The sequence below is a fragment of the Siphonobacter sp. BAB-5405 genome, assembly GCF_002872335.1.
Lineage (GTDB): Bacteria > Bacteroidota > Bacteroidia > Cytophagales > Spirosomataceae > Siphonobacter.
On the sequence record NZ_NJAG01000009.1, the window covers coordinates 1 to 25794 of the forward strand.

At 49.2% G+C, this 25794-nt stretch carries 15 protein-coding genes and 1 pseudogene; 5 read left to right on the forward strand and 11 right to left on the reverse strand.

Annotated elements, in window-relative coordinates; all coding sequences use genetic code 11:
* Positions 1-732: 732 nt before the first annotated feature.
* The 11 genes and pseudogenes from BWI97_RS09115 to BWI97_RS09165 form a co-directional block, all read right to left on the reverse strand.
* On the reverse strand, positions 733-1932 hold the full coding sequence (locus BWI97_RS09115; RefSeq protein WP_102200808.1) for a serpin family protein: 1200 nt from the start codon (positions 1930-1932) through the stop codon (positions 733-735).
* Between the two features lie 139 nt (positions 1933-2071).
* A complete protein-coding gene (locus BWI97_RS09120; protein ID WP_102200809.1) occupies positions 2072-4693 on the reverse strand; it encodes a glycoside hydrolase family 2 TIM barrel-domain containing protein in 2622 nt (873 codons plus the stop codon).
* Between the two features lie 109 nt (positions 4694-4802).
* Positions 4803-7094, reverse strand: coding sequence for a GH92 family glycosyl hydrolase (locus tag BWI97_RS09125; protein WP_102200810.1), 2292 nt, complete (start codon positions 7092-7094; stop codon positions 4803-4805).
* A 243-nt stretch (positions 7095-7337) separates the two neighbouring features.
* Positions 7338-8300, reverse strand: coding sequence for a lipid A deacylase LpxR family protein (locus BWI97_RS09130; RefSeq protein ID WP_102200811.1), 963 nt, complete (start codon positions 8298-8300; stop codon positions 7338-7340).
* A gap of 169 nt (positions 8301-8469) precedes the next feature.
* Positions 8470-11579 (reverse strand): annotated as a pseudogene (locus BWI97_RS09135) (efflux RND transporter permease subunit).
* A 27-nt stretch (positions 11580-11606) separates the two neighbouring features.
* On the reverse strand, positions 11607-12683 hold the full coding sequence (locus BWI97_RS09140) for an efflux RND transporter periplasmic adaptor subunit (RefSeq protein WP_102200812.1): 1077 nt from the start codon (positions 12681-12683) through the stop codon (positions 11607-11609).
* Between the two features lie 30 nt (positions 12684-12713).
* Entirely contained in the window at positions 12714-13973 is a 1260-nt protein-coding gene (locus BWI97_RS09145) for a TolC family protein (RefSeq protein WP_146010902.1), read from the reverse strand.
* A 253-nt stretch (positions 13974-14226) separates the two neighbouring features.
* Entirely contained in the window at positions 14227-15045 is an 819-nt protein-coding gene (locus BWI97_RS09150; protein ID WP_102200814.1) for an ion transporter, read from the reverse strand.
* A 193-nt stretch (positions 15046-15238) separates the two neighbouring features.
* A complete protein-coding gene (gene pyk / locus BWI97_RS09155) occupies positions 15239-16750 on the reverse strand; it encodes a pyruvate kinase (RefSeq protein ID WP_094815743.1) in 1512 nt (503 codons plus the stop codon).
* 566 nt (positions 16751-17316) lie between these two features.
* Positions 17317-17733, reverse strand: a complete 417-nt coding sequence (locus tag BWI97_RS09160) for a biopolymer transporter ExbD (RefSeq protein WP_094815567.1) — start codon at positions 17731-17733, stop codon at positions 17317-17319.
* Positions 17734-17810: 77 nt separating this feature from the next.
* Complete coding sequence (locus BWI97_RS09165; protein ID WP_094815565.1) at positions 17811-18500, reverse strand: MotA/TolQ/ExbB proton channel family protein; 690 nt, start codon at positions 18498-18500, stop codon at positions 17811-17813.
* A gap of 248 nt (positions 18501-18748) precedes the next feature.
* Between BWI97_RS09165 and BWI97_RS09170 the strand changes: the two genes are divergently transcribed.
* The 5 genes from BWI97_RS09170 to BWI97_RS09190 all read left to right on the forward strand — a co-directional run bounded on the left by BWI97_RS09170 (position 18749) and on the right by BWI97_RS09190 (position 25755).
* Positions 18749-19510: a hypothetical protein gene (locus tag BWI97_RS09170; RefSeq protein WP_094815563.1), complete on the forward strand. Its 762-nt coding sequence runs from the start codon at positions 18749-18751 to the stop codon at positions 19508-19510.
* Positions 19511-19602: 92 nt separating this feature from the next.
* Entirely contained in the window at positions 19603-22416 is a 2814-nt protein-coding gene (locus BWI97_RS09175) for a pitrilysin family protein (RefSeq protein WP_102200816.1), read from the forward strand.
* 179 nt (positions 22417-22595) lie between these two features.
* Entirely contained in the window at positions 22596-23918 is a 1323-nt protein-coding gene (locus tag BWI97_RS09180) for an MFS transporter (RefSeq protein WP_102200817.1), read from the forward strand.
* An 85-nt stretch (positions 23919-24003) separates the two neighbouring features.
* On the forward strand, positions 24004-24657 hold the full coding sequence (locus BWI97_RS09185; RefSeq protein ID WP_094810060.1) for a GDSL-type esterase/lipase family protein: 654 nt from the start codon (positions 24004-24006) through the stop codon (positions 24655-24657).
* Positions 24658-24798: 141 nt separating this feature from the next.
* A complete protein-coding gene (locus tag BWI97_RS09190; RefSeq protein ID WP_102200818.1) occupies positions 24799-25755 on the forward strand; it encodes a D-2-hydroxyacid dehydrogenase in 957 nt (318 codons plus the stop codon).
* The last annotated feature ends 39 nt before the right edge of the window (positions 25756-25794 follow it).

Genomic DNA, 25794 nt, shown 5'->3' on the forward strand with positions numbered 1-25794 from the left:
ATTGATCGTAGTAGCTACGCAGGATCATATGGTTAATCCGGCGGCGGCAAGCGAATTTTCAGGGTACCTAAAAGCTCCATTGGTTGAACTAACGAGCAACTGCGGTCACCTGGCAACTTCCTGCGAATCAGAGAAAGTGACGAGTTTTGTACGGGCGTTTTATGGGTTGTGAGGAATTGGTTTCCGTTTTCCGTTTTCCGTTTTCCGTTTTCCGTTTTCCGTTTTCCGTTTTCCGTTTTCCGTTTTCCGTTTTCCGTTTTCCGTTTTCCGTTTTCCGTTTTCCGTTTTCGTAGGATAAATCCAGCAAAGGTAGCGGGGCGTGTTGTCCGTAGTATGTACTACGGACGCAAAAGTTGGTAGGCTGTGCCTACCGGGCGGGACGCACCCATACCCCGCATTGCATACGGGGCTATTGATAGGGAACCCCTTCGGGGTTAGTGAGTCGGGATCCAGGCCTGAATGAATTAGGAAAGGTATGGCAATTTAACCCCGGAGGGTTTTCATTTGACTAGCCATGGGTGCAACCCATGACTAGCTTCGCATTAGATTCCCCGCATTGCATACGGGGCTATTCAGGTTGAACCCCTTCAGGGTTTGTAATGAAGAAGCGGCCCTTTCGGATTTATAATCCATACCGCACAAAGGTACAATAGACGCGTCATTCGTAACATTCGCCACGGACGCAATAAATGGGCAAACTCACGTGTAAGAACTGACAGAAATAGACCGTACTTACAACGTCGCTACTTTTCCCGCAAACAAAATGACGTTGGAATTCTTTTCGCTGATGAAGAAAGCAAATGGACGATTGCAGACAAATGGAGCAGACGTAGAAGCAGAATTAGTTGGGAATAAGCCAATAGCAGTTACCGCCGCCGCTTCAGAGCCTTTTTCATCGGTGTTGATGTACGCCTTTTGCTTGACAAAGCCTACGAATAAATCATTCTGAGGGCGAATCCTGGTCAGGTTTGCTTCCTGTCTGCTAAAAACTTTCGACATACCCATTTGTGGGAGAATTGTATTCAGCTGATCTTCCGAGTCAAATTCGATTTCAAACCTGGGCAAAGCTACTTGGACACTTAGGGTTTGTAGTCTTTTTTGCAATTCATTCCAATGCGTCGTCGTATAGTTTTGAACCAGTGAATCAATCGATTGTCCTAAGTCAGGTAGCAGAATCGTCATGCGGTAATCACCTTTGCCGTAAGGTAGCTCGCAGGCGGCGTACCCTGGCATGGTTGCGTACTCAAAGTTATTCTCCTGACGCATCATTTTCACCAGCTTGGTGGTACCGTTAGCCTGACTAAACGACTCATCCCGCGTATGGGAGGTTTTGAACTGACTTTTCCAGTCCCCTTTGAAATACACGGCATTCATCAAAAGCATGAAGAGGTCAGAATCTACCGTATCCAGAATTTTATCAATTTTATTATTGGTTTTTTGCCGTGCCCAGTCATTGACGGGTCCAACTGTGGTAAGTGGTTTTACCTCCGCCTGAAAGTATTGTTTGAGGGTTTCGGTGTAGGAAGCCTCGACGCTCTTATCCTGTCGGTACCAGACTGAATTGGCGAGATTAACGGTAACCCGGTTGTCTACTTTGGGTAAGCCCTCCATCAGGATTTTGTACAGGCTGTTATACCCTTCATCCGTCAGGCGTAATACCTTTTTAACTTCCTCATACGATTCCTTTTCCGCACCGTTCAACAGCATACCCAGGGCAATGTGCAGACTCAGCGGAGAAACAAATACATTTTCAGAAGAATTAACCTGATTGATGCGGCGGAAGAAATCAAAGGCAAAATTCGTAGAATGCTCGACATAAGCCCGATTACCTAAGGCAAGCGGAATGCCTCCATCCTTGACCTCATCCCCGGATTTACAGCTCACGAAACCAAGAAGCAGAAAGAAAATCAATACAGAATTATAGCGTGTCATAGCGAGAAAGGTTTAGTACGGCTATGACACAAGCTCTATACGTTAAGTTGGAATAGATTCAGGAAATCAAGGCATTAAAACAAAACTTCCCGAAAGCGTTGTACTTTCGGGAAGCCAAATTTGAATCAATCTATAGCTACTATTGGATCGAAATATACCGTTCCGTTACATTCCAGCCTTCCAGTGAAACCAGCGGTTTGTTTTCCGAACCTGGCGTGTACTCCAGCGTTACCGTTTTCTGTTCACCGGGTAGTACCGAAATGTAATTGTCGCTGTAGAAGGTTGGCAAAATGCGTTGCTTCGTCTGCGACTGTACCAGCGAGAGTCGATTGAAGAAAGCCACCGGATTGCGGGCATCGTTACGCAAAGTTACTTCAATTTTGCCTTTGTCTACCTGTTTAGCCGTAGCCTGTACATCTGCGGTATTGAGTTGCTGCAAGCCCGAGTAGGTGCCTTTTTCATTCGGCAGCCAGTACAGGTTATCGCTGACGGTTTCCTTGTTCAGGTTCAACAGACGCAACGACAGGAATACGCCGTCTTCCTTCGCCGCTTTCGCCAGAGCTTTGGCCACGGACAGGTAGGGGCGGGCCGTACTGGGGCCGATTTCCGAGAATACCTGTGTGATGAGCGTTTCCTTGCCTTTCATATCGTACAGCTTCACCACCAGCATCAAATCGCGGTGGGTCTGGAAGGTGTTATTCGCCAGCATGACCATACTATCCGCCGGGTTGTACATGACGTGCAGCGGCTCGCTTCCGTTGTGCACACCGTACAGGCAGGCGTTGGGATCGAGGTAGTAATCGTACATCTGTCCGCGAAGAGACGTCCAGGGGTTTTGCGTTTTCCAGATGATCGTACCGGTATACCATTCCCACATGTGCGAGGAAAATCCTTCCATCAAAGCCCGGTACTGGTCGTAGTTGACAAGCTGAGCTTTCCGGCCAAAATCGCGAGTGTCCTTCGCCTTACCGTAGGGATCGATGTACTGATCGTAGCCAATGTATTTGTGATACTGCCAGACGGAATCCACTTGGGATTTGCCCTTGCTGTACTGCGGAGCTACGAGGTTTTCTTTGGGGATGAAACGTTCGAGCGACTGGATATCACCCACGCCCACGGAACCTACTTCGGAGTTGAACGGCCAGGTTTTATACGACCAGAATTGAGTAATGGGTTGAATACCGTAAGGACCATCGCCGTTGCCGCCGAGGGAATTGAATGACATATCATCGGAGTTCGAATAATCGATGAACCAACGCGTACCGTCCAGAGCGGGCAGGAGCGAATCGCGGAGCGGCAGCATGATGTCCGAAGGCAGCGTAATTTCGTTACCACCGCACCAGATCGCTAGCGAAGCGTGATTCCGGATCATTTTAATCTGATCGGCAGCGGATTCCAGGAACAGCGAATGATCGTCGGGATACTTCCGGCGGGTCCACTGATCGTCCAGTTTAGCCGGATCGACCCAGCGACCGTTGCAATCGCCCGAACCCCAGAAATCCTGCATGACGAGCAAACCGTAGCGATCGCAGGCTTCGTAAAATTCCGGACGTTCGGTGATGGCCCCGCCCCAGATGCGAATCAGGTTGAGATGCATATCGCGGTGAAAACGAATTTCAGCGTCGTACCGCTCGGGCGAAAAGCGTAATAGGGCGTCGGAAATAATCCAGTTACCGCCCTTGATGAAGATTTTCTGACCGTTGACGGATACCTGTTTACTTCGGGTGGTGGCATTCCATTCCGTCTGAATTTCCCGAACGCCTACCTGAATTTTCTCTTCGTCCGAAACCTTGGTACCCGCTAGAAACTGAATGGTCACCGGGTATAAATGCTGCTTTCCGTAGCCGTAAGGCCACCAGAGCTTGGGATTTTGAAGCGTGAAAGCGGGGAGATCAACTGTGAGGGAAGACTTTGCCGGAATACTTACTTTTTTCGAAACCTTGTTTCCCTCCAGCGTGTACTGCACCGTTCCTTCGATGCGGCTGGTGGTGGGGTTTTCCAGTTCGGTTGAAACCTTGATGGTCGCTGGTTTCTGCGGACCGTCGGGCATCCGAATATCGGGAACGAGCGTAACCACGTGCGGATTTTTCAGATGAACGGCTCCCGTTTTTTCAATCAGTACTTTATCCCAGATACCCGTGTTGCGGTCGCGAATGGGTTGAATCCAGTCCCAGCCCGCCACGTACTGGTGCGAAACGTTCTTGGCAATTGTCCCATCGCCCCCCTGACCGCCGTTGGGGTTACCCACCGGATCGGGAGGATAGACGATCACCGCCAGCCGGTTCGGACTGCCTTTTTTCAGGTACGGGGTAATGTTAAACGTCTTTCGCAGGAACATTCCGGTATGGGGCTTATCGGTCAGCTTTTTACCGTTCAGAAAAACGTCACAACTGTAATTGATCCCCCGAAACTGAAGCCATACCTGCTCGCTCGCCTGAGCTTCTTCTTTGAAATCCTTCACGAACCAGTAGGTATAATAGTCGCGACCCGTCTGGTAGATGTCCGGAATGTGCTGGTTGTTCATGCCGTAAAACGGATCCGGAATCTGCTTGTTATTCAGCATCGTCGTCAGGACCGTTCCGGGTACGGTGGCGGCTTGCCAGTCGGCCAGACTGTACGAAGGGTTGGACAGCTCAGTACCCTTTGCCGCTACGTTACCGATTGGAGCACACTTCCAGCCCGCGTTGAGTTCGTAGAGCTGTTGAGCAAAACCCAGTGCCGAAGTCAGCAGGGCCGCCAGCGTAAGTAAGGTTCTTTTCATACTATTGAGGGAAGAAAGGATTGAGATATAAAAGAATAACCTCCGGCAAAACCAGATTTAACGGTTTCGCCGGAGGTTACGTAAGGCCCTCCGGGCGGGGAAAGGTTACTTAGTCGTGAATCGAACGCGGACGATCGGCCGGAGCTACGCCGAAGCTCTGGCTGGGTTGCTTACCCATTTCGATTTCCATTTCACCGCCGTTCATCAGCTCTTTATGGAGTAGATAGGATTTCGTATACGGTTTACCGTTCAGTTTGATACTCTGAATGTATTTGTTCTCGGGACCGTTATTTACCGTTTTCAGGTGGAAGACTTTTCCGTTGCCGAGTTTCAGATCAACTTGATCAAATACCGGGCTGCCAAACACGTACGCTCCGTTGGCGGGATTGACGGGATAAAAGCCCATCGCCGACAGGATATACCAGGCTGACATCTGGCCTACGTCTTCGTTTCCGATGATTCCGTCGGGTTTGGTCGTGTACATGTGGTCGAGAATGTAACGTACTTTTTCCGCCGTTTTCCAGGGCTGACCCACGTAGGGGTACAGATACGTAATGTGATGGCTAGGTTCGTTTCCGTGGGCGTATTGACCAATCAAACCCGAAATATCGTTTGAAGCTTCGGCACCCATGTCGCCCTTCACGATGAAAAGTGAATCCAGCTTTTGCGTAAAGCCTTTTTCACCGCCTAATAATTCGATCAGGCCTTCCACATCCTGGGGTACCAGCCAGGTATATTGCCAGGCGTTTCCTTCGGCAAAGTCATCTTTTTCGTGACGCGAAACGAAGGGATTGAAGGGGGTCCGCCATTCCGTATCCGATACGCGGCCCCGCATGAAACGCGTGCTGGCGTCGAAGTTGTTTTTATAATCCTTGGCCCGCTTGCTGAAGTATTCATAATCGGCCGTTTTACCCAGCTTCTTGGCTACCTGAGCCACCGCCCAGTCGTCGATGCTGTACTCCAGATTTTTGGCTACGCTTTCGGTTTGCGTATTGGCGGGAATGTAGCCTTTCGCTTTAATGTAATCCAGTCCGCGTTCGTCGAGCATCGCCGATTTTTTCATCGCTTCAAAAGCCAGATTGACGTCAAAACCCGTGTACCCTTTCAGGATGGCATCCGAAATAATGGGCAGTGCACTGTTGCCGGGCATCGTATTGGTTTCGTTGCCCACCAGGTGCCAGACGGGCAGTTTCCCTTGCTGCTGGTAAATGTGCAACATGGTATTCACAATGTCATTCACGCGTTGTCCCTGTGTGATCGTCAGCAGAGGGTTCGCAGCCCGATAGGTATCCCAGAGGGAAAACGTCGTCAGGTTCTTGAAGTTCGCGTTTTTGTATACCTTCTGATCGGCACCCCGGTAATCGCCGTTGTGATCGTTGAACGTAGACGGAGCAATCATGGTGTGGTACAGAGCCGTATAGAAAACTTTCAACCGATCCTGATCCTTGGTTTGTACCTGAATTTTGCTCAATTCGGTATTCCAGGCCTCATCGGCATTCTTGGCTACCTGATCGAAATTCCAGCCCGGTACTTCGGCCTGAATGTTGGCGAGGGCGTTGGCTTCGCTCACGGGCGAAATGCCCACTTTCACCAGTACCTGATCGCCTTGTTTTGTGGCAAAACTCAGTACGCCTTTGATCTGGGTTCCTTTCGCCGCGTTGCCTTGTAAGGGATTTTTACCCTGGTACAGAGCAAATTTTTCGATGGGTTTCGAGAAAACGATGGCAAAATACAGCCGCTGATCTTTGGCCCAGCCCGTTGAGAAACGGTAACCAATCAGCGTCGTAGCATCCTTTTGTTCCAGGTACGTGTCCGTCGGACGGTCCCAGCCAATGCCTTCTTTCAGATCGATCAGAATATGGGAATCATCCGATTTTGGAAAAGTATAGCGGTGCATACCCACGCGTTCGGAGGCGGTCAGTTCCACCCCCACGTCGTAACGTTGCAGTTTTACGGCATAATAACCCGGACGAACTACTTCGTCGTCGTGGGAGAAACGGGACATATAGCCACTTGGTGAAGCTCCGGCTACGCTACGTTCCACGCGAACGGGACCCGTCGTCGGAATCATCAGGACATCACCCAAATCGCCAATACCTGTACCACTCAGGTGCGTATGCGAAAAGCCCGCAATCAATGAATCCGATACGTGATAGCCCGAGCACCAGTCCCAGCCATCGCCCAGTTTGCCGGGATTCGCCTGTGTGGGACCAATCTGTACGGCTCCGAAAGGTACGTTCGCTCCTAAAAAGACGTGACCGTGAAAGCCCGTTCCAATGCGAGGATCAACGTACTGCGTCAGATGCCCCGGTTTCATTTTCGATGCGGAGGATTGTGGTTTACTGTGTTTGCCGCACGCCGCTGCCAACAGGCCTAATGCCAGAATACTTACTTTTTTCATATATCAGGAACGGATGTACCGAGCAACGCCCGTCTTAATCCAAACGTAAAACTTTGCGTAACGAAGATAAAGCGACGGATTGAAGGCGATGTACTGAGAACCGAAGGATATTTTAAAATATTTTACAAATATGGGAATCGCCGGATGATATGAAAGAAAATTGCACAAAATCTGAGAAGCTATTTTAGAAAAAGCCAAAGGAGAGCAACGTGAAAAGGGGTTATTGGAGAGTGAAAGTCAGTGCTAACGAAAGCGATAGGCCGCAGAGAAACCGCCGTACTTTTCTACCTCATTTTGCATGGAACGGGCTTCTTTTTGTTTCAGGTCGAGTGTGGTCTGTAGTGTAAACCGGCGGGAGGCGTACGTTAAACCGATCTGATGCTGATAGATGCCCCGCGTAATTTCCCCGGCTCCGGGTCCCTTGCTTGACCGGAACAAACCTCCTTGTACGGTAGCGTTGTACACTTGATACTGATACCGGGGCTGAAAGAAAAGATACAATTCCGGAGAAGAAGAGCTGGGATTTCGGCTGATACGCGAATGAAACAGGGCTGACTCCGAGGCCGGACGAAACAAACCTATTTGCAGTAATAAACCCACCGACGCACGCGTAAATGTAGTACCCAGCTGAGCCTGCCCCAGTGCGTACAGGTCCAGCCACTTTTTCGGGGCAGGGAACAGATTATACGCATATTGAGCGTTCAGATTCAGACCCCATTCGTTGTTCAGCTGATTTCGCCAGCCTACGGGCGGAATGTAATCGAAGGTACGGTGAATGAATTTCTGAATGTTTTCCGCTCCTGAACGCGGGCCAATCGTACCCAAAGCCAGGTCAAGCTGTAAAACGTGATTCCGGCGGTAAAAAAAGGTAAATCCTTTGCTGGCGTATAGATAACCCGTATACGGACGATCAATCTGATTACGCTGGGCCAGAAAAACATTTTCTGGATTGAAAATCTGCTGTCCTAACTGGTAGGTAGAAATAACTTTCTGTAGTTGGGAGGTAGAGTCCCGCCGTTCATTCCAACGGCGGGGTACGTAGCGATAACTCACAAAAAAGCCGTTGGTATAATAGCCGTCGTGAAGGGTCCAGCGGTACGCGTCGTTTTCGGAAGTGATCTGAATTTCCTGGGAATAGGTTTGGGCCAAGGCCAGCCGGGATAATAGGAAAAGGCAAATCGTATACCGGAAGAAAGTAAAAGACATAAGCTTACTCGTAAATGCATGGGATTGAAGGATCTAGAAGTAAACATAAAAAAAGGTCTGATGTTTTACGTCAGACCTTTTGAGAAATGAGGGAATGGTAGCGATGGGACTGATACGATCGAATTGTTATCGCATTTACAAAACCCATCCATCGTCAGCAATCCTGCTGCTAATCCATTAGCTTCTTCCGACGCTCGCGGCCGCTGTATACCCATTCGTACACGGCGGGCAGAATCAACAGCGATAATGCCGAAGCTGTCATTAATCCACCAATAACGACGATGGCTAAAGGTTTCTGCGTTTCAGAGCCGATGCCGTGGGAAAGTGCCGCGGGTAACAGACCCAGCGAGGCCATCAGGGCCGTCATGATTACCGGACGCAAACGCGATTTAGCTCCTTCTTTGATGGCTTCGCCAAGTGGCATTTTTTCGTGTAGATTCTGTCGGAATTTATTGACCAGAATAACCCCATCCTGCGTAGCAACGCCAAAGAGAGCAATGAAACCAACCCCAGCAGAGATACTGAAATTCATACCCGTTAGCAACAAAGCCAGAATCCCACCGATGAGAGCAAAAGGTACGTTGAGTAAAACCAGAATCGAATCCAGTGCATTGCCGAAAGAGGCAAAAAGAATGAAGAAGATCAGCAGAATACTAATGGGTACAACAATGGACAACTGACGTTCGGCTCGTTGCTGGTTTTCAAATTCGCCATTCCATTTGATCTCATATCCCTTGTCGAGTTTGACCGCAGCTTGTACCCGCTGTTGAGCCTCCTCAATCGTACTGCCTAAATCGCGTCCCCGGACGGAAAACTTGACTGCAATGAAGCGGGCGTTGTTTTCCCGGTAAATGAAAGCCGGACCCGAGACGTTGCCAATGTTGGCAATTTCCTTCAGGGGTATTTTGCCGCCGTTCAGCGTAGGGACCTTCAGGTTACCGATTTGCTCAATTGATGAACGGAAGGGTAAGTCGTAGCGTAACCGCAAATCAAACTTGCGTTCTTCTTCGTACACCTGACTCACGGCCTTACCTCCAATCGCCATTTCAATCACAGCGTTGGCATCAGCCGCATCAACGCCATACTGGGCCATTTTGTCGGGATTTAGTGTAATCAACAACTCCGGCTGACCCAGATTCCGGAACACGCCCAGATCCTGAATGCCCTGTACTTTCTTGAGAATCGCGTAAACCTGATCCGCTTTTTTGTCGAGCACCTGTAGATCGCGACCCTGAATTTTAACCGCAATGGAGCCTTTCACGCCCGATACGGCTTCTTCTACGTTATCTGAAATGGGCTGCGAGAAGTTAAAGTCAATGCCCTGGTATTTGGCGAGTTTCTGCTGCATTTCCGCAATCAGTTCATCCTTGGAAAGGTCGCGTTTCCATTCCTCCTGCGGAAACAGATCCACGAAAAATTCCTGGTTGAAGAAGCCCGTCGCATCGGTACCATCATTCGGGCGGCCCGTTTGCGAGATAACGCCGCGTACTTCCGGAAACTGTTCGAATACCTGCCGGAATTTACGGGTATAGTGATATGAATCTTCCAGGCTGATACTGAGGGGCATACTGGCCCGTACGTAAATCGAACCTTCGTTGAGGTGCGGCAGAAATTCGGTACCGACGAAGTGAAAAGAAGCCAGCGAGCCAACCAGGAAAAGTACAGCCGTGATGATCGCCCGTTTGGGGTGATCCATGACGCGGTTTAGCAGGGGACCGTAGTTCCGATTCAGCCATTCGATGATGGGGTTGTGACGTTCGCGGACGTTCTTATTCAGCAACATGCTGCTTAAAACTGGCACCAGCGTTAGAGCCAGTAGCAACGCTCCCAACAGGGCAAAACCCATCGTAAAGGCCAATGGACTGAAGAGTTTACCTTCTACTTTCTGGAACGAGAAAATGGGAAGCAAGGCGGTAATGATGATCAGCTTCGAGGTAAAAATGGACTTACCCATTTCCACCGAAGTTTTCAAAATCCGGCCCATTTTGGCTCGTTTGTTAAACTTCTCCATGCCCTCGTGTTCGGCCCAGTGGGCCAGCATCACAAAGAGGCCTTCTACCATAACCACCGCTCCGTCGATGATGATCCCAAAGTCGATCGCTCCGATGGAAAGCAGGTTAGCCGACATGCCTTTGATTCGCATCAGAATAAAAGCAAAGAGCAAAGCCAGCGGAATGACAATCGCTACGGTAACAGTGGTTCGCCAGTCGGCCAGGAAGATCAGGAGAATGATCGTTACCAGCGTAATACCCATAATCACGTTTTCACCCACCGTATGCAGCGTATGGTTATTCAGCTCGGTGCGGTCGTAGAAAACCTTGATTTTTACGTCCGAAGGAAGAACAACGGAGTCAGGTAGGCTACTTTTTCTTTGAGCTGGGGTAATACTAAACCAGGGTTCTCGCCCTTCCGCATCAGTACGATCCCTTCAACGACATCGTCGTGATTGTCGCGACCCACAATACCCAACTGCGGTAAGGCTGATTCGTGAACCGTACCTAAATTCGACAAGCGAACGGGTACACCATTGACGTTTTTAACGATGACTTTCTCGATGTCAGACACGTTTTTGACAATCCCAATGCCCCGAACGACGAAGGCCTGCTGACCTTCCCGGAGGATATCGCCGCCCACGTTAACGTTAGCCCGTTGGAGGGCTCCGAACACGTCCAGGGCAGTCAGGTCATATTTAGCCAGCAAGGCCGGATTGATACTGACTTCAAACGTTTTCACCTGTCCGCCAAAACTGACTACATCCGCAACGCCGGGTACGGCTTTCAGGGCTTTCTCGATGGTCCAGTCCTGAATGGTTTTGAGTTCCGTAGTCGTCTTGCTTTTGGAGGCCAGCGTATACCGATAAATCTCCCCCGTGGGGCCGGCTGGCGGTTGAATCTCCGCGTCTACACCGTCGGGCAGATTGACGTTGGCTAGTTTCTGGCTGGCTTCCATGCGGGCGTTGAAGTTATCGACGCCGTCTTCGAAAACGATTTTAATGAAGGATAAGCCGAACAGGTTAATGGAGCGAATGGCCGTCTTGTGCGAAATGGAGTTCATTTCCGTTTCAATCGGGCTGGAAATGAAACGCTCGACTTCTTCGGCACTGCGACCCGGCCATTGCGTAATGATCACGACTTCGGTATTCGTTACGTCAGGGTACGCTTCAACGGGCGTATTATAGAAACTGACGGCTCCCGCAAGGATGACCAGCAGGGTCATCATAAAGACAATGCCTTTGTGTTTGAGGGAAAAGCCAATGATATTTTTAATGAACGTATTCATGATCGGACCCGGGAAGGGAGTGTGGGATTAGTCCGTTAATTCATTGAAAAGCAAGAGGGCACCTTCAGTAACCACGCGGTCATTATCTTTCAAATCGCCCTTGACGTAGCTGTAACGTGAGGTACTCCGAACCACTTCGACGGGTACGGCCACGTATTTTTCCTTACCCGCTGCTTTGATTACGAAGTACTTATCTTCACTAAAAATGACTGATTTCGGATTGACCGCCAGCAGACGTTCGGGCTTTTCAATGTGCAGCTTGATGGTACAGAACATCTGGGGTTTCAGTAAGCCATTCGGATTGGGCAAGACCACCCGGGCCTGTAGCACTTTGCTGTCATTATCAATCACCTGGCTGATGTTCTCAATGCGGCCCTGAAAGACTTTGTCGGGGTACGCCAGGGTCGTGATGTTGACCTGCTGACCCACCTTAACGGCTTCAATATCCGATTCGTAAATATTGATCAGGATCCAGACATCCGACAGATTGGAAATGGTGAACATACTGTTGCCATTGTCGGAACGAATCTGGGTATTGGGGTTGACGTTCCGCTCCACGACGTAGCCGCTTACGGGAGCCTTCACCAGAAAGGTAGGCTGATTACCCGACGACGTACCACCGTACATCTTTAGTACCTGCGTTGAACGATCCAATTCAGAGGTGGCGATTTCCAGTTGTTTACGGGCATTAAGCAGGTCCGATTCACTCGAAAACTTGCTTTTGTACAGTTGTTCGGCGTTATCCGCATTACGTTTGGCCATATCGAAACCCGCCTTGGCCTGATTGTAATCACGCTGGTACTGACTCACGTCGGCACTTTGAAGTTTCGCCAGTACCTGACCCTGTTTGACGTACGCTCCCAATTCCGCATTTACATCCAGTACATTACCGCTGACGATGGGGAAAACCCGATCCACCTGTTTCTGATCAAAAGAAACTTCCCCCGTGAATTGTAATTCCTGTTCGTAGTTGCGAACGTGAACGGTATCCGTCTTGAAAGCCGAATCCGTATCCTTCGAATTGACTTCCTGAGGTTCTTTGTTCGAGTGGCAGGCTGCCAGAGCGACCAGACTCAGCAAATAGAAAAACGATTTCGTTTTCATGAGGAGTGGGCAAAAGGGTAAAACCTTTAGTTAGAAAGTCTTGGCGTTAGTAACGTAATTAAGCTGTTGCTGAGCCTGATAGAGTTGATTACTCAGGTTAATGAAATTCAGCTGAGCGTCTTTGTAGGAGCGTATTTTATCAATGAAGCTGACCAGATCAATCACGCGTTTCTGGTAGTCAATTGTTGCATTTTTACTGATGTCCTGAATGCGTTGACGGTACCCCGGATCGAGGTTTGCCTGGAGTTGTTGGGCGTGTTGCCACTGTTCGTAGGCGGAAATGACTTCCTGTCTTACCTGTAACTGACTCTGATTGATGTTCTGAGTACTTTGTTCGATACCGATTTTAGCTGCCTGAATATTGCCCTGATTTCGGTTTTTAAAGGGCAGATCCATAGCTACCTGCAAGCCATAGTAGTTGGGATACGCCTCACCAAAGCGTGCGTAGTTGGCTCCAACCATCAGTTGTGGGGTCGCCAGTGATTTCTGATACGTCAGATTCTGCTGAGCGTAGGTCGTTTGGCGTTGGGCTGCTTGCAAATCGGGACGATTCGCGACGGCCTGATCCAGTAACTGATTGAGCTGAGGAGAGGCCGAATCGCTGATCTGAAATTTCGTGCGGTAATACGTAGAAGACGTATCGGCTAGGAGTATACGTAAAGTTGCTTCGTCCTGACTGATCTGATTGCGTAAATCATTGATGGCGGCGTCCGTATTTCGCTGTTCCAGTTCGAGGCGAGTCACTTCGTATTCAGAAATAACGCCCAGTTTTAGTTGAGCCCGGAAGGCGTCGAGCAAATTTGCCAAACGAGTCCGTTCTTCCTGAATGAAGGCATACTGAGCCTGTTCGCTGGCCAGAGTACCGAACGTTTGAGCGAGCTGATAACGTAAACTCCGCATTACATCCTGAAAAACGGCTTGTTGAACCTCCGTATTCGCTTCATTCAGGGCCACTAGCTTACTCCGACGACCCGCCAGATTCAAAACTTGCTGAAGTTGCCAGCTGTAGGCACCTCCCGTCGGGTTAAGCTTGTCACCTGAAGGGTTGGTCAACGGAAGTACCTTCGACGTATTCGGATTGAAGGCATTAAAGCCAAACTGAAAATTGGGATTGTCCCAAAGTTTCGCCTGCTGAACGACCGCTTCCGAAAGGTTGATGTTGTATTTCTGAGCCAGCAGAGCAAAGTTTTTCTGAAGAAACTGCTGTTCTGCCTGAGGCAAGGTCAGACGGAGCGTGTCCGTCTGACCATAGGATCGCTGGGAGACCGAGAGAAACAGGAGAAGACTCACGAGCACCCTTGAAAATTGAATAAGCTTCACTGCCGTATAGTTTAAAAGTGGGGTCAGTATTCAGAACAGGCCTTACTTTTTGTGCTTGTCGTCAGCAAAGGTTCATCTACGAGTTTAGAGAGAGTTTAAAGGAATTTTAAAAGCGAATTAAAAGAGATCAGACGGCAGATTCCTGCGTGAAAATTACACGGTAGGCCTATCGAACAGTACTGACACAAGCCGAAAGGCAGTTGTTCTACGATACGAAAAACATTTAAAGAGGATGGCCACAAAATTTGCAGAAGACCGCGTCCGCATCGTGACCTTCCCGGCCACAGGAGGGGCAGGATTCGCTGCTGTGGTTTTTGTTACGGGCTGCCGCCGCGATTTCATTGGTAATGATCCCGGTCGGAACGGCAATGATTCCGTAACCAATCAGCATGACAATACTGGAAATAAATTTTCCCAGGGGTGTAACGGGTGAAATATCTCCGTACCCTACCGTAGTAATCGTTACAATGGCCCAGTAAATGCTTTCCGGAATGCTGGAGAATCCGTTCTGACGGTCTTCCACCAAATACATGACCGATCCCAGAATGGTTACCAGCATAAGAACCGTAAGCATGAAGATGCTGATTTTCTTTAGACTGGCCCGAATGGCAACACTCAGAAACTCTATTTCGGTAAGAAAATGGGTGAGCTTGAAAATGCGGAATACCCGTAGGAGTCGTAGAGCCCGAAGTACCAGCAGTGATTGGGCACCAACGTAAAAAATGCTCAGGTAGGAGGGAACGATGGCGAGCAGATCAATCAAGCCCAGGGGACTGATTACGTACCGGATTGGTCGTCGAATGCTGATGAGTCGTAACAGGTATTCGAGCGTAAAAAGCAGAGTGAAAGCCCACTCAAGTCTAAAAAACAAAACTCCGTACAACCGATGGTAGTGCGTTACACTATCCAGCATGACGACGAGAATGCTACCTAAAATGGCAAAAAGCAAAGCAACATCAAAGGCCTTTCCTGCCGCGGTGTTCGATTCGAAAATAATCTCCTGTAATCGCTCCCGCCAGGTTTTGCTAGGGTTTGGTTCCATGGGGGAAAGGTAAAAAATGTAAGTCGGGGGTACAAGAAGGAAAAAAGGAATGAACTAAATCCCACTCCAAGAAACGTTGCTGCTATCGTTTATAACGGGACAAGAGACGACTTCTCCTCCTCTCCTCCAATAAAACAAAACCCCGTTACTTAAAAACTTAAGTAACGGGGTTTTACCGAATGGTTCAAACAGCCTATTGTTCCGCCGCTACTTCGTCCGCAATTTTATCAATCACACCCATTTTCACCGTGTTGGTGCGTAAATCCTGCTGGGCGGGTACGCTCAGTAAGGTTACGAACACATCACCTTTTTGCAGGTGTCCCTGTTTTACCAGGATTTTTGCAATGTCGTGTGAGATTTGTTCGGTACTGAGGTTTGCACTGTCGTAATTGAATACGCGTGTGCCCCACAATAGCCCCATCTGCGTCATCAGGTTTTCGTCCGCTGAGAATACGAAAATATCCGCTTTCGGACGGTGAGACGACAAACGATACGCCGTGTACCCACTGTTCGTAATGCACAGAATGGCTTTCGCCTGTACGTCACGAGCCAGACGGCAAGCGGCGGCAATCACCCGGTCGTTCAGGATGGTCGGCGAGTTTTCTTCGCCCTTCAGCATGTGATTTTTGAAGTAAATCGCTGATTCATCCCCGTATACGATCGGAATAGTGTTCTGTTGCTCTTCCACGGCTTCGATAATGTGCGTCATCGTCGAAACGGCTTCGATGGGGTACTGTCCTGAAGCTGATTCTGCCGAAAGCATGGTTGCCGAAGCTCCATCCAGCACGGCATTGGCTACGTCTGAAGTTTCCGCACGCGTAGGACGGGGAGAGCTCGTCATCGACTCCAGCATTTGCGTGGCTACGATAACGGGTTTCGCCTGCTTGATACACTTGCGGATCATCGTTTTCTGAAGCTCAGGTACCATGGCACCGTCCAGCTCAACGCCTAAATCACCCCGGGCCACCATTACGGCATCCGTAGCTTCGATGATGGCATCGAGTACTTCAGGAACGACCGCTTCGGGTTTTTCGATTTTAGCAATGATTTTTGAGCGACCGTTACGGGCTTTGATTTTTTCTTTAACAGCCAGAATATCTTCAGCGGAACGAACGAAGGAAAGGGCGATCCAGTCCACGTCATGCTCCAGACCAAAGATCAGGTCTTCTTCGTCTTTTTCAGTCAGAGCAGGTAAGCCTACTTTCGTGCCGGGCAGGTTAATGCCTTTCTTCGATTTCAGGATACCACCGTACACCACTTTCGTGAGTACTTCTTTTTTATCGTAATCGATAGATTCTACCAGTACCTCCAGGTTACCGTCATCCATCAGGATGCGTTCGCCGGGTTTTACGTCCAGGTACATCGAAGTATAAGTCGTACCTACACGCTCAGAAGTTCCCAGCAGATTTTCGTCCATAACGAAAGTCAGTGGGTTTCCTGCGACGAGTTCAACGCCGTTATTTTCTACGAGTTGGGTACGAATCTTAGGTCCCTGTAAATCCTGAAGGATGGTAAGGTTTAAGCCATGTTCGGCGTTAATTTCGCGAATAGCCTGAATGCGACTCAGGTGGTCAGCGTGCGTTCCGTGGGAAAAGTTAAGCCGAAAGATGTTCGCACCAGACTGGGCGAGCTTCAGCAACATTTCTTTGGATTGGGAAGCCGGACCAACGGTGGCAACAATTTTGGTTTTTTTCTGGTAAGGCATGTGTACGGAATACAAGTGTTCGAGTTTCCAGGGCCGCAAGTTAGGGTTTCGTCCCGGAAATTCCAGTTTTCAGGAATGGAAACGTTTCGGAAGGTAGGGAAATTTTCTTTGGCAGAAGCGTAGGAATAAGTCTTAAACTAATATTTTCCAGACGAAAAGCCATACGATTCCGAATAAAACCTCCATTAAATGAGGCCTGCCGGGTATCCATAAAATCCAGAAAACTTGCTAATTAAAAATAGATGAGCTTCGGGAAGTCTATTGAATGGCAAACAGCTGGAAAGACAGTGACGTGTCTCCCAGAGGACAAACGGGGCAACCTGCACCAGTTGGAACCTGCATCAGTAGTAGACGGGTGAATTCACCCTGCGTGGCATACAAGGCTACGTATATTGAACCCCTCCGGGGTTAGCGTACTTCATTAACAATGCAGGTAACCTCATTCAGGCCGTTTTGAATGTTAATTCAGGCCTCTTATAATTAGCATATACGATCTCACTAGCCTTAAAAACAAAACCTCCCGAAGGCATTAAAGCTTCCGGGAGGTTAGTAGGTCTGTACTTTTCTTACTTCGAACTGGTCGCCGTAGGTTTTGCGGAAGTAGCCAGTACGAGTTTGGCTCCTACCTTCGCCGTTACGTCCGCTACATCTACCAGATCCTGGACGGAACTGGTTTTCTCGATTCGTACCAGTACCACGGGACTTTCCTGCCCTTCGGCTCGTGTGGCTAAGGCACTCTCCAGTTCAGCGGCTCCTACAATTTGCCCTTCCACATTATACTGTTGATTAGGCATCACCGACAGGTTAATTACCTGCGAGGGCGTTGAAGGGGCCGTTGACGATTGCGGCAGCAGCATCTGCATGGCCGATGGACTGGCTAACGTCGCAATCATCAGGAAGAAAATCAGTAAGAAGAAAAGAATATCCGACAGCGAAGCAGCCTCAATATGACCACGATGCCGATTCCGACGTTGTATTTTCATGAGTAAGTTTGGAGTTTAGGGTTTGGAGTTTTGAGTTGCTAGAACAATCTAACGCTAAACTCAAAACCCTAAACGTTCTAAGCTGATACAGGTTGGTAGAGTACGTCCAGGAACTGGTTGGTCGCGGCCTGCAGGCGAGCGACGGCCCGATCCACCATGCCGTTCAGGATGGTCAGAAGGATGTACGCCAGAATACCAACGGCAAGACCCGAAGCAGACGTGATCATTTTTTCGTAGATCCCGCCCGAAATGGTACCAATGCTCAGGTTATTGGAAACGGAAATGTCGTGGAAGGCCCGAATCATCCCGGCTACGGTACCCAAAAAGCCGAACATGGGAGCGATAGCCGCTACCGTACCCAGTAGACCCAGGTTTTTCTCCATGTACGAAAGCTCCAGCTGGGCCGTATTGCCCATGGCCTGTTCGATTTGGGGAATGGGCGTTCCGATGCGGGTGAGTCCTTTTTCCAGTACGCGGGATACGGCTGACTGGTCGTTCCGGCAGAGCTGACGGGCCGCATTCAAATTACCGGATTGTACTAATCCCCAGAAGCTGGCCTCGAAGGATGCTCCCAGAGCGGTCGCTTTTTTAAGATACATCCAGCGTTCAACGAACAGGTAGATCGTTACAAACAGCAGGACGGCGATGGGGATCATAATCCAGCCACCGGCGGCCAGCAAATCGATAAGGCTGATGGATTTTTCGGCTCCGGCAGCAGCAGGTGCAGCCGTCGAGTCGGCGGTCATGTTAAGTGTCTGTAACAGCATGCGTACGGAAAATCAAAAATGGTTGATGCTAAGTCCTTCTAAATACGAAAACAACGCGTAATTCTTGTACAAAGATAGATTGCAATGCGAAAATACTTTCCTAATACGCATTCAGGTGCGTCCGAAGAAAAAACTTTCGCGTAATTGCTTCGGATAAGTAACTGAAAGTACGGTTTTTAGTTTTGATTTGGTTTTGCTTTTGGACGTAACCTATGCTGGGGAGTTTTAAAAAAATCTTTTTATGTGGGATGTTGGGCTTGCTTATAGGGGCCTGCCAACGTCCAGAAGATCAATTCAATAAAGGCTGGATGACGCGTGATGTAGACGTCGAAAGCCCCACGGGAATTCCTTCGGATTCAACCAGTGTATTGCCGCGAGAATCGTACCTTCGGTTTTACCCCGAAGGCCGACTGGCCTGCTATACACGAAGGGGCAATTACCAGTTAATGGATTGGGAGCTGTCGGCGGATGCTCAGACCATTTACGTGAACCGGCAGGCTCTGGCTCTGCCCGCTCTGCAATTGAGTGTCTATACGATTTTTCCCAGCTCCTGGTCGGCCCGCCTGCCCGGTAGCGATTCCGTCCGGTTGTTTAAATTCAGTACGGTATTTTCCCACCCCGAACATGATCTGCTTCACCCCAATCAGAACAAATGGCGGTTTAAGTCAACGCACCGACTGGCCGAGGCAGAATTAAAAGCTAAGGTTGCCGGGCATATGCAATACGCTGCCGATTACTTCGACATTGTCGTAAAACGTGAACAAGGCTATTTCGAACCCCGTTTTTTGAATTTACCTGTCCGTTTTTATCAGGGAGCCATGGGAGTACAGCGGTTCAGTTCAACCCCAGTAGCGTGGCGAAATTTATTCTACGATGATACCGAAGCCCTGAAAGCTCTGGCGTATTATCAGCTGGCTTTCAGACAGCTACGGTATATTCCGCAGGAAAAACAAATGCTCGTCGGACTACAGAAATCTTTCGAAAAAATGGCCACTTTTCTCAACGAGTAATCCGGCAATACAACCATTCAACCAGTCCCTCTAACTAGTTACCTAAAAGTTTCGTTTATTGCAGAAACTTAAACAACCTAAACGAATTACCCATGCGAGTGCGTCCAACCCTATTACTCGGAATGCTGCTGCTGGCGGCTAATGTGTTAGCTCAGCAACTCAACCAGCCCATTCCCTTCGACCCCCAAACCAAAGTGGGCAAACTGCCCAACGGGTTGACCTACTACATCCGCAAAAACGCTGAACCCAAGAACCGGGCTCACCTCATGCTGGCCGTGAAAGTGGGAGCAATCCAGGAAGAGGATCCCGAAAACGGACTGGCTCACTTTACCGAGCACATGGCCTTTAACGGGACCAAGAATTTTCCCAAGAACGAACTCGTCAGTTTTCTTCAGTCCAATGGCATCAAGTTTGGCGATGATCTCAACGCCTTTACCAGTTTCGAACAAACGGTATATTTTCTGCCCGTACCAACGGATTCGATGAAAGTGTTCTTACGAGCCTTTGATATTCTAGAAGACTGGTCACACGATCTGACCCTGGACGAAACCGAAATCAACAAAGAGCGGGGCGTCATTCTGGAAGAACTACGGGGCGGCAAGGGAGCTTCCCAGCGGATGCGGGATGAGTACTTTCCCGTCATCATGAATGGTTCGAAGTGGGGCAAGCGGAACGTCATTGGTACAGAGGAAATCCTGAAGAACTTCAAACCCGAAACGATTCGTAACTTCTATGAAACCTGGTATCAACCCCAGAATCAGGCTATCATTGCCGTGGGTGATTTTGACGTAGCTCAGGTTGAAAAGATCATCAAAGAGAAATTTGGAGCCATTCCGGCGGCCACGAATCCCAAACCCCTGGGTGAATTTCCGATTCCGGCCAACAGTGATACGAAAGTGGCCATCGTAACCGATAAAGAGCAGCCCTACACGATTGTTCAGATTCTGACGCGACTGCCCGAGTTGAAAGAAAAGACCTTCGCCGATACGCGGGAAAAAATCAAGCGGTCTTTGTTCAACCAAATGCTGAATAACCGCTTGCAGGAATTGACGCAAAAGGCCGATCCTCCATTCCAGTACGGGTTTAGCTCCACGAGTAGCTTCCTGGGGAATTACGACTCCTTTGTAAGTGTAGTGGTTGCGAAAAATGGCGGCATTGAAAAAGGGCTGAAAGCGGTACTGGACGAAAATGCCCGCGTGGCCAAATTTGGCTTTACGGCTACGGAGCTGGAGCGAGCGAAACAAAACCTGCTAACGGGTACTGAAAAACGCTTCAAGGAGAAAGATAAAACCAAGTCGGAAGCATTTGCGATGGAGTACATGAATGACTTCATCAATGATGTACCTTCCATGGGCGTAGAAAAAAACTTTGAGTTCGTAAAAGCTGAATTGCCCGGTATTACGCTCGAAGAAGTGAATGCCTTACCTAAAACACTGCTGACGAAGGAAAACCGGGCCGTTATTGTAATGGCTCCCGAAAAGGACAAGGCGACGCTTCCGAAAGAAGCCCAATTGCTGGACTGGATCGATAACTCCGGGCAGAATGTAACGGCTTACGTGGATGAAGTCATCTCTAAACCTTTGCTGGCGGCAGCACCCAAAGCGGGTAAAGTAACCGCCGAAAAGCAGATTCCCGAAATTGGTGTAACGGAGCTGACGCTTTCCAACGGACTGAAAGTGGTACTGAAACCCACGGATTTCAAAAACGACGAGGTGGTGTTTAGCTCGTACAGTTTCGGGGGAACTTCGCTGTATCCATTAGCGGATTACATCGACGCTGATCAGTCGAATGTGATTGCCGCCCAGGGTGGGGTAGCGGAGTTCTCAGCTACGCAACTCAAAAAATACCTGACGGGTAAAGTGGCTAATGTTTCTACCTACGTGGGTGAACTGACGGAGGGAATGAACGGCTCTTTCTCACCCAAAGATGCTGAAACGGCCCTGCAACTCATTTACGCGAATTTTGTAATGCCCCGTAAAGACCCAGAAGTCATCAAAGGGTATCTGGGAAATATGAAAGATGAGCTGGAACAGAAATTCGCAACCCCCGATCCGCAGGGCGTCTTTTTCGATACGCTTTCCGCAGTAATGGGTGGCTATAATCCCCGCCGGTTACCCATGAAACCTGCCGATGTGGATAAGATCAACGTGGACAAAGCGATGCGTATCTATAAAGAACGCTTTGCCAACGCGTCGGATTTTACCTTCTTCTTCGTCGGAAATTTCAAGGTTGACGAATTTAAACCCCTGCTGGAAAAATACCTGGGTAGTTTGCCGAGTACGGGTAAAAAGGAAACGTACAAAGACCTGAACATCCGTCCGCTGAAAGGCAAAGTCAACAAAACCGTCTATCGCGGGATTGACGACAAGGCAGCGGCTCAACTCGTATACTCCGGCGATTTTGTGTATACGCCCGAAAACGAAACCAATTTGAGTGCCATCGAAGAGATTCTGAATATTAAGCTCATCGACGAAATTCGGGAAAAGGAAAGTGGCGTGTACTACATCTACGCTCAGGCCAGTGCCGAAAAACTACCGAAGCCTCATTATACGCTGAGCATCGGCTACGGTACGAATCCGGGTCGTATTGAAGAACTAGCCACCAAAACGCTGGCGATTCTGAACGACATGAAGAAAAATGGTCCTTCACAAGCCGATCTGGACAAGTACAAAATCGAAACCAAACGGCAACTGGAAGTACAGATGAAAGAGAACCGTTTCTGGCTGGGATCCCTGTCGTCGAGCTACCAGAAGAGCGAAGACCCTAAAGATGTACTGAAAGAAATGAAGCTGGTCGATCAGGTAACCGTCGCTTCGGTAAAAGCAATGGCCGCCAAGGTATTCGGTGGTAATCTGATTAAAGCCGTACTGCTGCCCGAGAAAAAGCAGGCCACGAGTAGTAAATAAGGGAAAATTCAGCACCCTAAAGAGCCGGATGAATGGAAGCATTGCGTAACCATTCGTCCGGCTTTTCTCTTAAATTTTATAGAAACTAGAGGGTAAATCCTGCCGGAGACCGTCTATTCGAAACATGCGGGTTGTTCTTCTAAACCTAATTACCTCTTTACGCACCCAATGGTATGAATATGAATCCTACACAGGTAAGCGATCCCCTGGCGTCTACGAAAATGGGAAATTTCCGCTGGACGGTCGTGGCTTTACTCTTCTTCGCTACTACCATCAATTACGTTGACCGTCAGATTATTGGGTTACTCAAGCCAACGCTGGAAAAAGAGTTCAACTGGACGGAATCTGATTACAGTCTGATTGTAACCTTCTTTTCGGCCGCGTATGCCGTGGGCTTGCTGTTGTTTGGACGAATTGTCGATAAAGTAGGTACGAAGATGGGATATACTATTTCCATCATATTCTGGAGTATTGCCGCCATGTTACACGCCTTGGTGAGTAGTACGGCCGGTTTCATCACCGTACGGGTATTATTAGGTTTAGGCGAAGCCGGAAACTTTCCCACCGCCATCAAATCCGTAGCCGAGTGGTTTCCTAAAAAAGAACGGGCACTGGCCACGGGAATTTTTAACTCCGGAGCAAACATCGGAGCCGTGGTAGCTCCCATTATGGTTCCCTGGATTTTAGGCGTTTACGGCTGGGAAGCGGCGTTTTTAGCGACCGGAGCCATTGGTTTTGTATGGCTGGTGTTCTGGCTGGTTCTGTACGAAGTACCCGCTCGTAAGAAAAACATGGATCCCACCGAGTACGCTCACATTCACAGTGATAGCGATCTGGCGGCAGCTACGGCTGAAACCGAAGGTGGTTCCGTATCCTGGGGTCGGCTGTTGGGCATTCGACAAACCTGGGCTTTCATTTTCGGTAAAATGCTCACCGATCCCATCTGGTGGTTTTTCCTGTTCTGGTTGCCTTCGTACTTTGCTGAACGCTTCCAGTTAGATTTGAAAAAACCGAGTCTTCCGCTGATTATCGTATATACGGCTACGACGATTGGTAGTATTGGTGGCGGCTATCTGTCGGGCTATTTTATCAAACGAGGTTTCCCCGTATTCAAGGCTCGTAAAACGGCGATGCTCATTTTTGCTCTGGCCGTCGTCCCCATCATCAGTGCTAAATACATCAACGATATTTGGGTAGCCGTGGCCCTGATTGGTCTGGCCGCCGCCGCTCACCAGGCCTGGAGTGCAAACATCTTCACCACTGCTTCGGATATGTTCCCCAAACGAGCCGTTAGTTCAGTGGTCGGCATGGGTGGTATGGCCGGTTCCATCGGCGGTATGCTTTTCCCGATTCTGATTGGCTATCTGCTGGATTACTACAAAGGACAGGGTAACATTGTCGCTGGGTACAACGTGGTATTTATCATTTGCGGTTTTGCCTATCTGGTGGCCTGGGGTGCCATGCACATCTTCGCTCCCAAAATGGAAGAGGTAAAACTTTAAGTTGCATAAGCCAGTATTTTCCGGCTTTTTTGAAGGCGAATGAAAGATCTTTCATTCGCCTTTTTCGTATTAAAAACCCTTTTGCATGAAAAGCAAGTTATGGTACGGATTGGTCTTAACCCTTCTGGTGACGATTCAATCCTACGCTCAACAGCAATTTGAGAAGGAAATTCAGGCATTTGAAACGCAGGACCAGACCACGCCGCCGCCGAAAAATCCGATTCTGTTTGTGGGGAGTTCTACCTTTCGGCTGTGGTCGGATATGCAGGAGGCCTTTCCCGAGCAGCCCATTATCAACCGGGGCTTTGGCGGTTCTACACTGACGGACGTCGTATACTACTACGATCGATTGATTCCCAAGTATAAGCCGAAACAGATCGTCATTTACTGTGGTGAAAACGACATCGCTACGGGTAAGAACGCTAAGAATACCTACCTGGAATTTTTCAGATTGTACGGAAAAATCCGCAAGGATATGCCCCGAGTACCCGTGATTTTCATCTCAGCAAAACCGGCTCCTTCCCGCTGGGACAAACGGGATGCCATGCAGGAATTCAACCGACTTGTCAGCTCTTTCTTGGATGGCGAAGAGGATGCCGATTACCTGGATGTATGGCCCGTAATGTTGAATGAAAGTTTGCGTCCCGAACCCATCCTGTTCAAAGCCGACAGTCTGCACATGACTCCTGAAGGCTACCGCCGCTGGACCGAAGTACTGAAACCTTTGTTAGTAGATTGAACAGTTTTCAGTTTTTGGTCTGCAGTTTTCAGTTATAAGCTTGCAAATAAAACAGTGTAATGATCGCAGAATTTTCAGTTTACAGTTTAATAGGCGACCACTGAAAACTGTAAACCGAAAACTGTAAACTAAGCAAACTTTATGAACATTGTCTTATTAGACGGCTATACGCTCAATCCGGGTGATCTGGACTGGGCTCCGCTGGAGCAGCTGGGTTCTTTCCAGGTCTATGACCGCGTGAAGTCCGAAGAAGTAGTTGAAAAGGCGAAGGAAGCCGATATTCTGCTGACCAATAAAGCAAAGATTACCCGGGAAGTGCTGGAGCAACTGCCCAACGTAAAATACATTGGCGTGACCGCCACGGGGTACAACATCGTCGATACCGAAGCCGCCCGGGAACGGGGCATTCCGGTGACCAATGTGAGTGATTACAGCTCCCGGGCCGTAGCCCAGCACACCTTTGCCCTGATGCTGCATTTCACGAATGACGTGGCTCGTCTGGGCGAATCAGTGCGAGCCAAGGCCTGGGCTCAGAGCCCGGATTTCTGCTATTCCTTTCAGCCGTTGACGGAGCTTTCCGGAAAAACGCTCGGACTGGTGGGTTTTGGAAGTATTGCCAAACAGGTTGCTCAGATTGGTCATGCGTTTGGCATGCGTATTCTGGCCCATCGTCGGCACGCGAAACCCGAATTAACCCACCCCTACGTGGAAATGGCCAGTCTGGAGGACGTGTTTCGGGAAAGCGATTTCGTATCGCTGCATTGCCCGCTCACGTCGGAAACGCAGGGGCTGGTGAACGCCGAACGCCTGAGCTGGATGAAGCACACGGCTTTGTTGATCAATACCGGTCGCGGTCCGTTAATCGTAGAGCAGGACCTGGCGGATGCTCTCAACGCGGGTACAATTGCCGGAGCGGGTCTGGACGTACTCTCCGTCGAGCCACCCAGTCTGGATAATCCACTCACTGAAGCTAAAAACTGCCTCATTACGCCACACGTAGCCTGGCTGGCTTTCGAAGCCCGGCGGCGGTTGCTTCAAATGGCAGCCGATAACATCCGTGCCTTCATGAACGGTACACCAATCAACGTGGTGAATTAGAAAATGATGCCTCACAAATCCGAAGAAAAGCCAATTGTT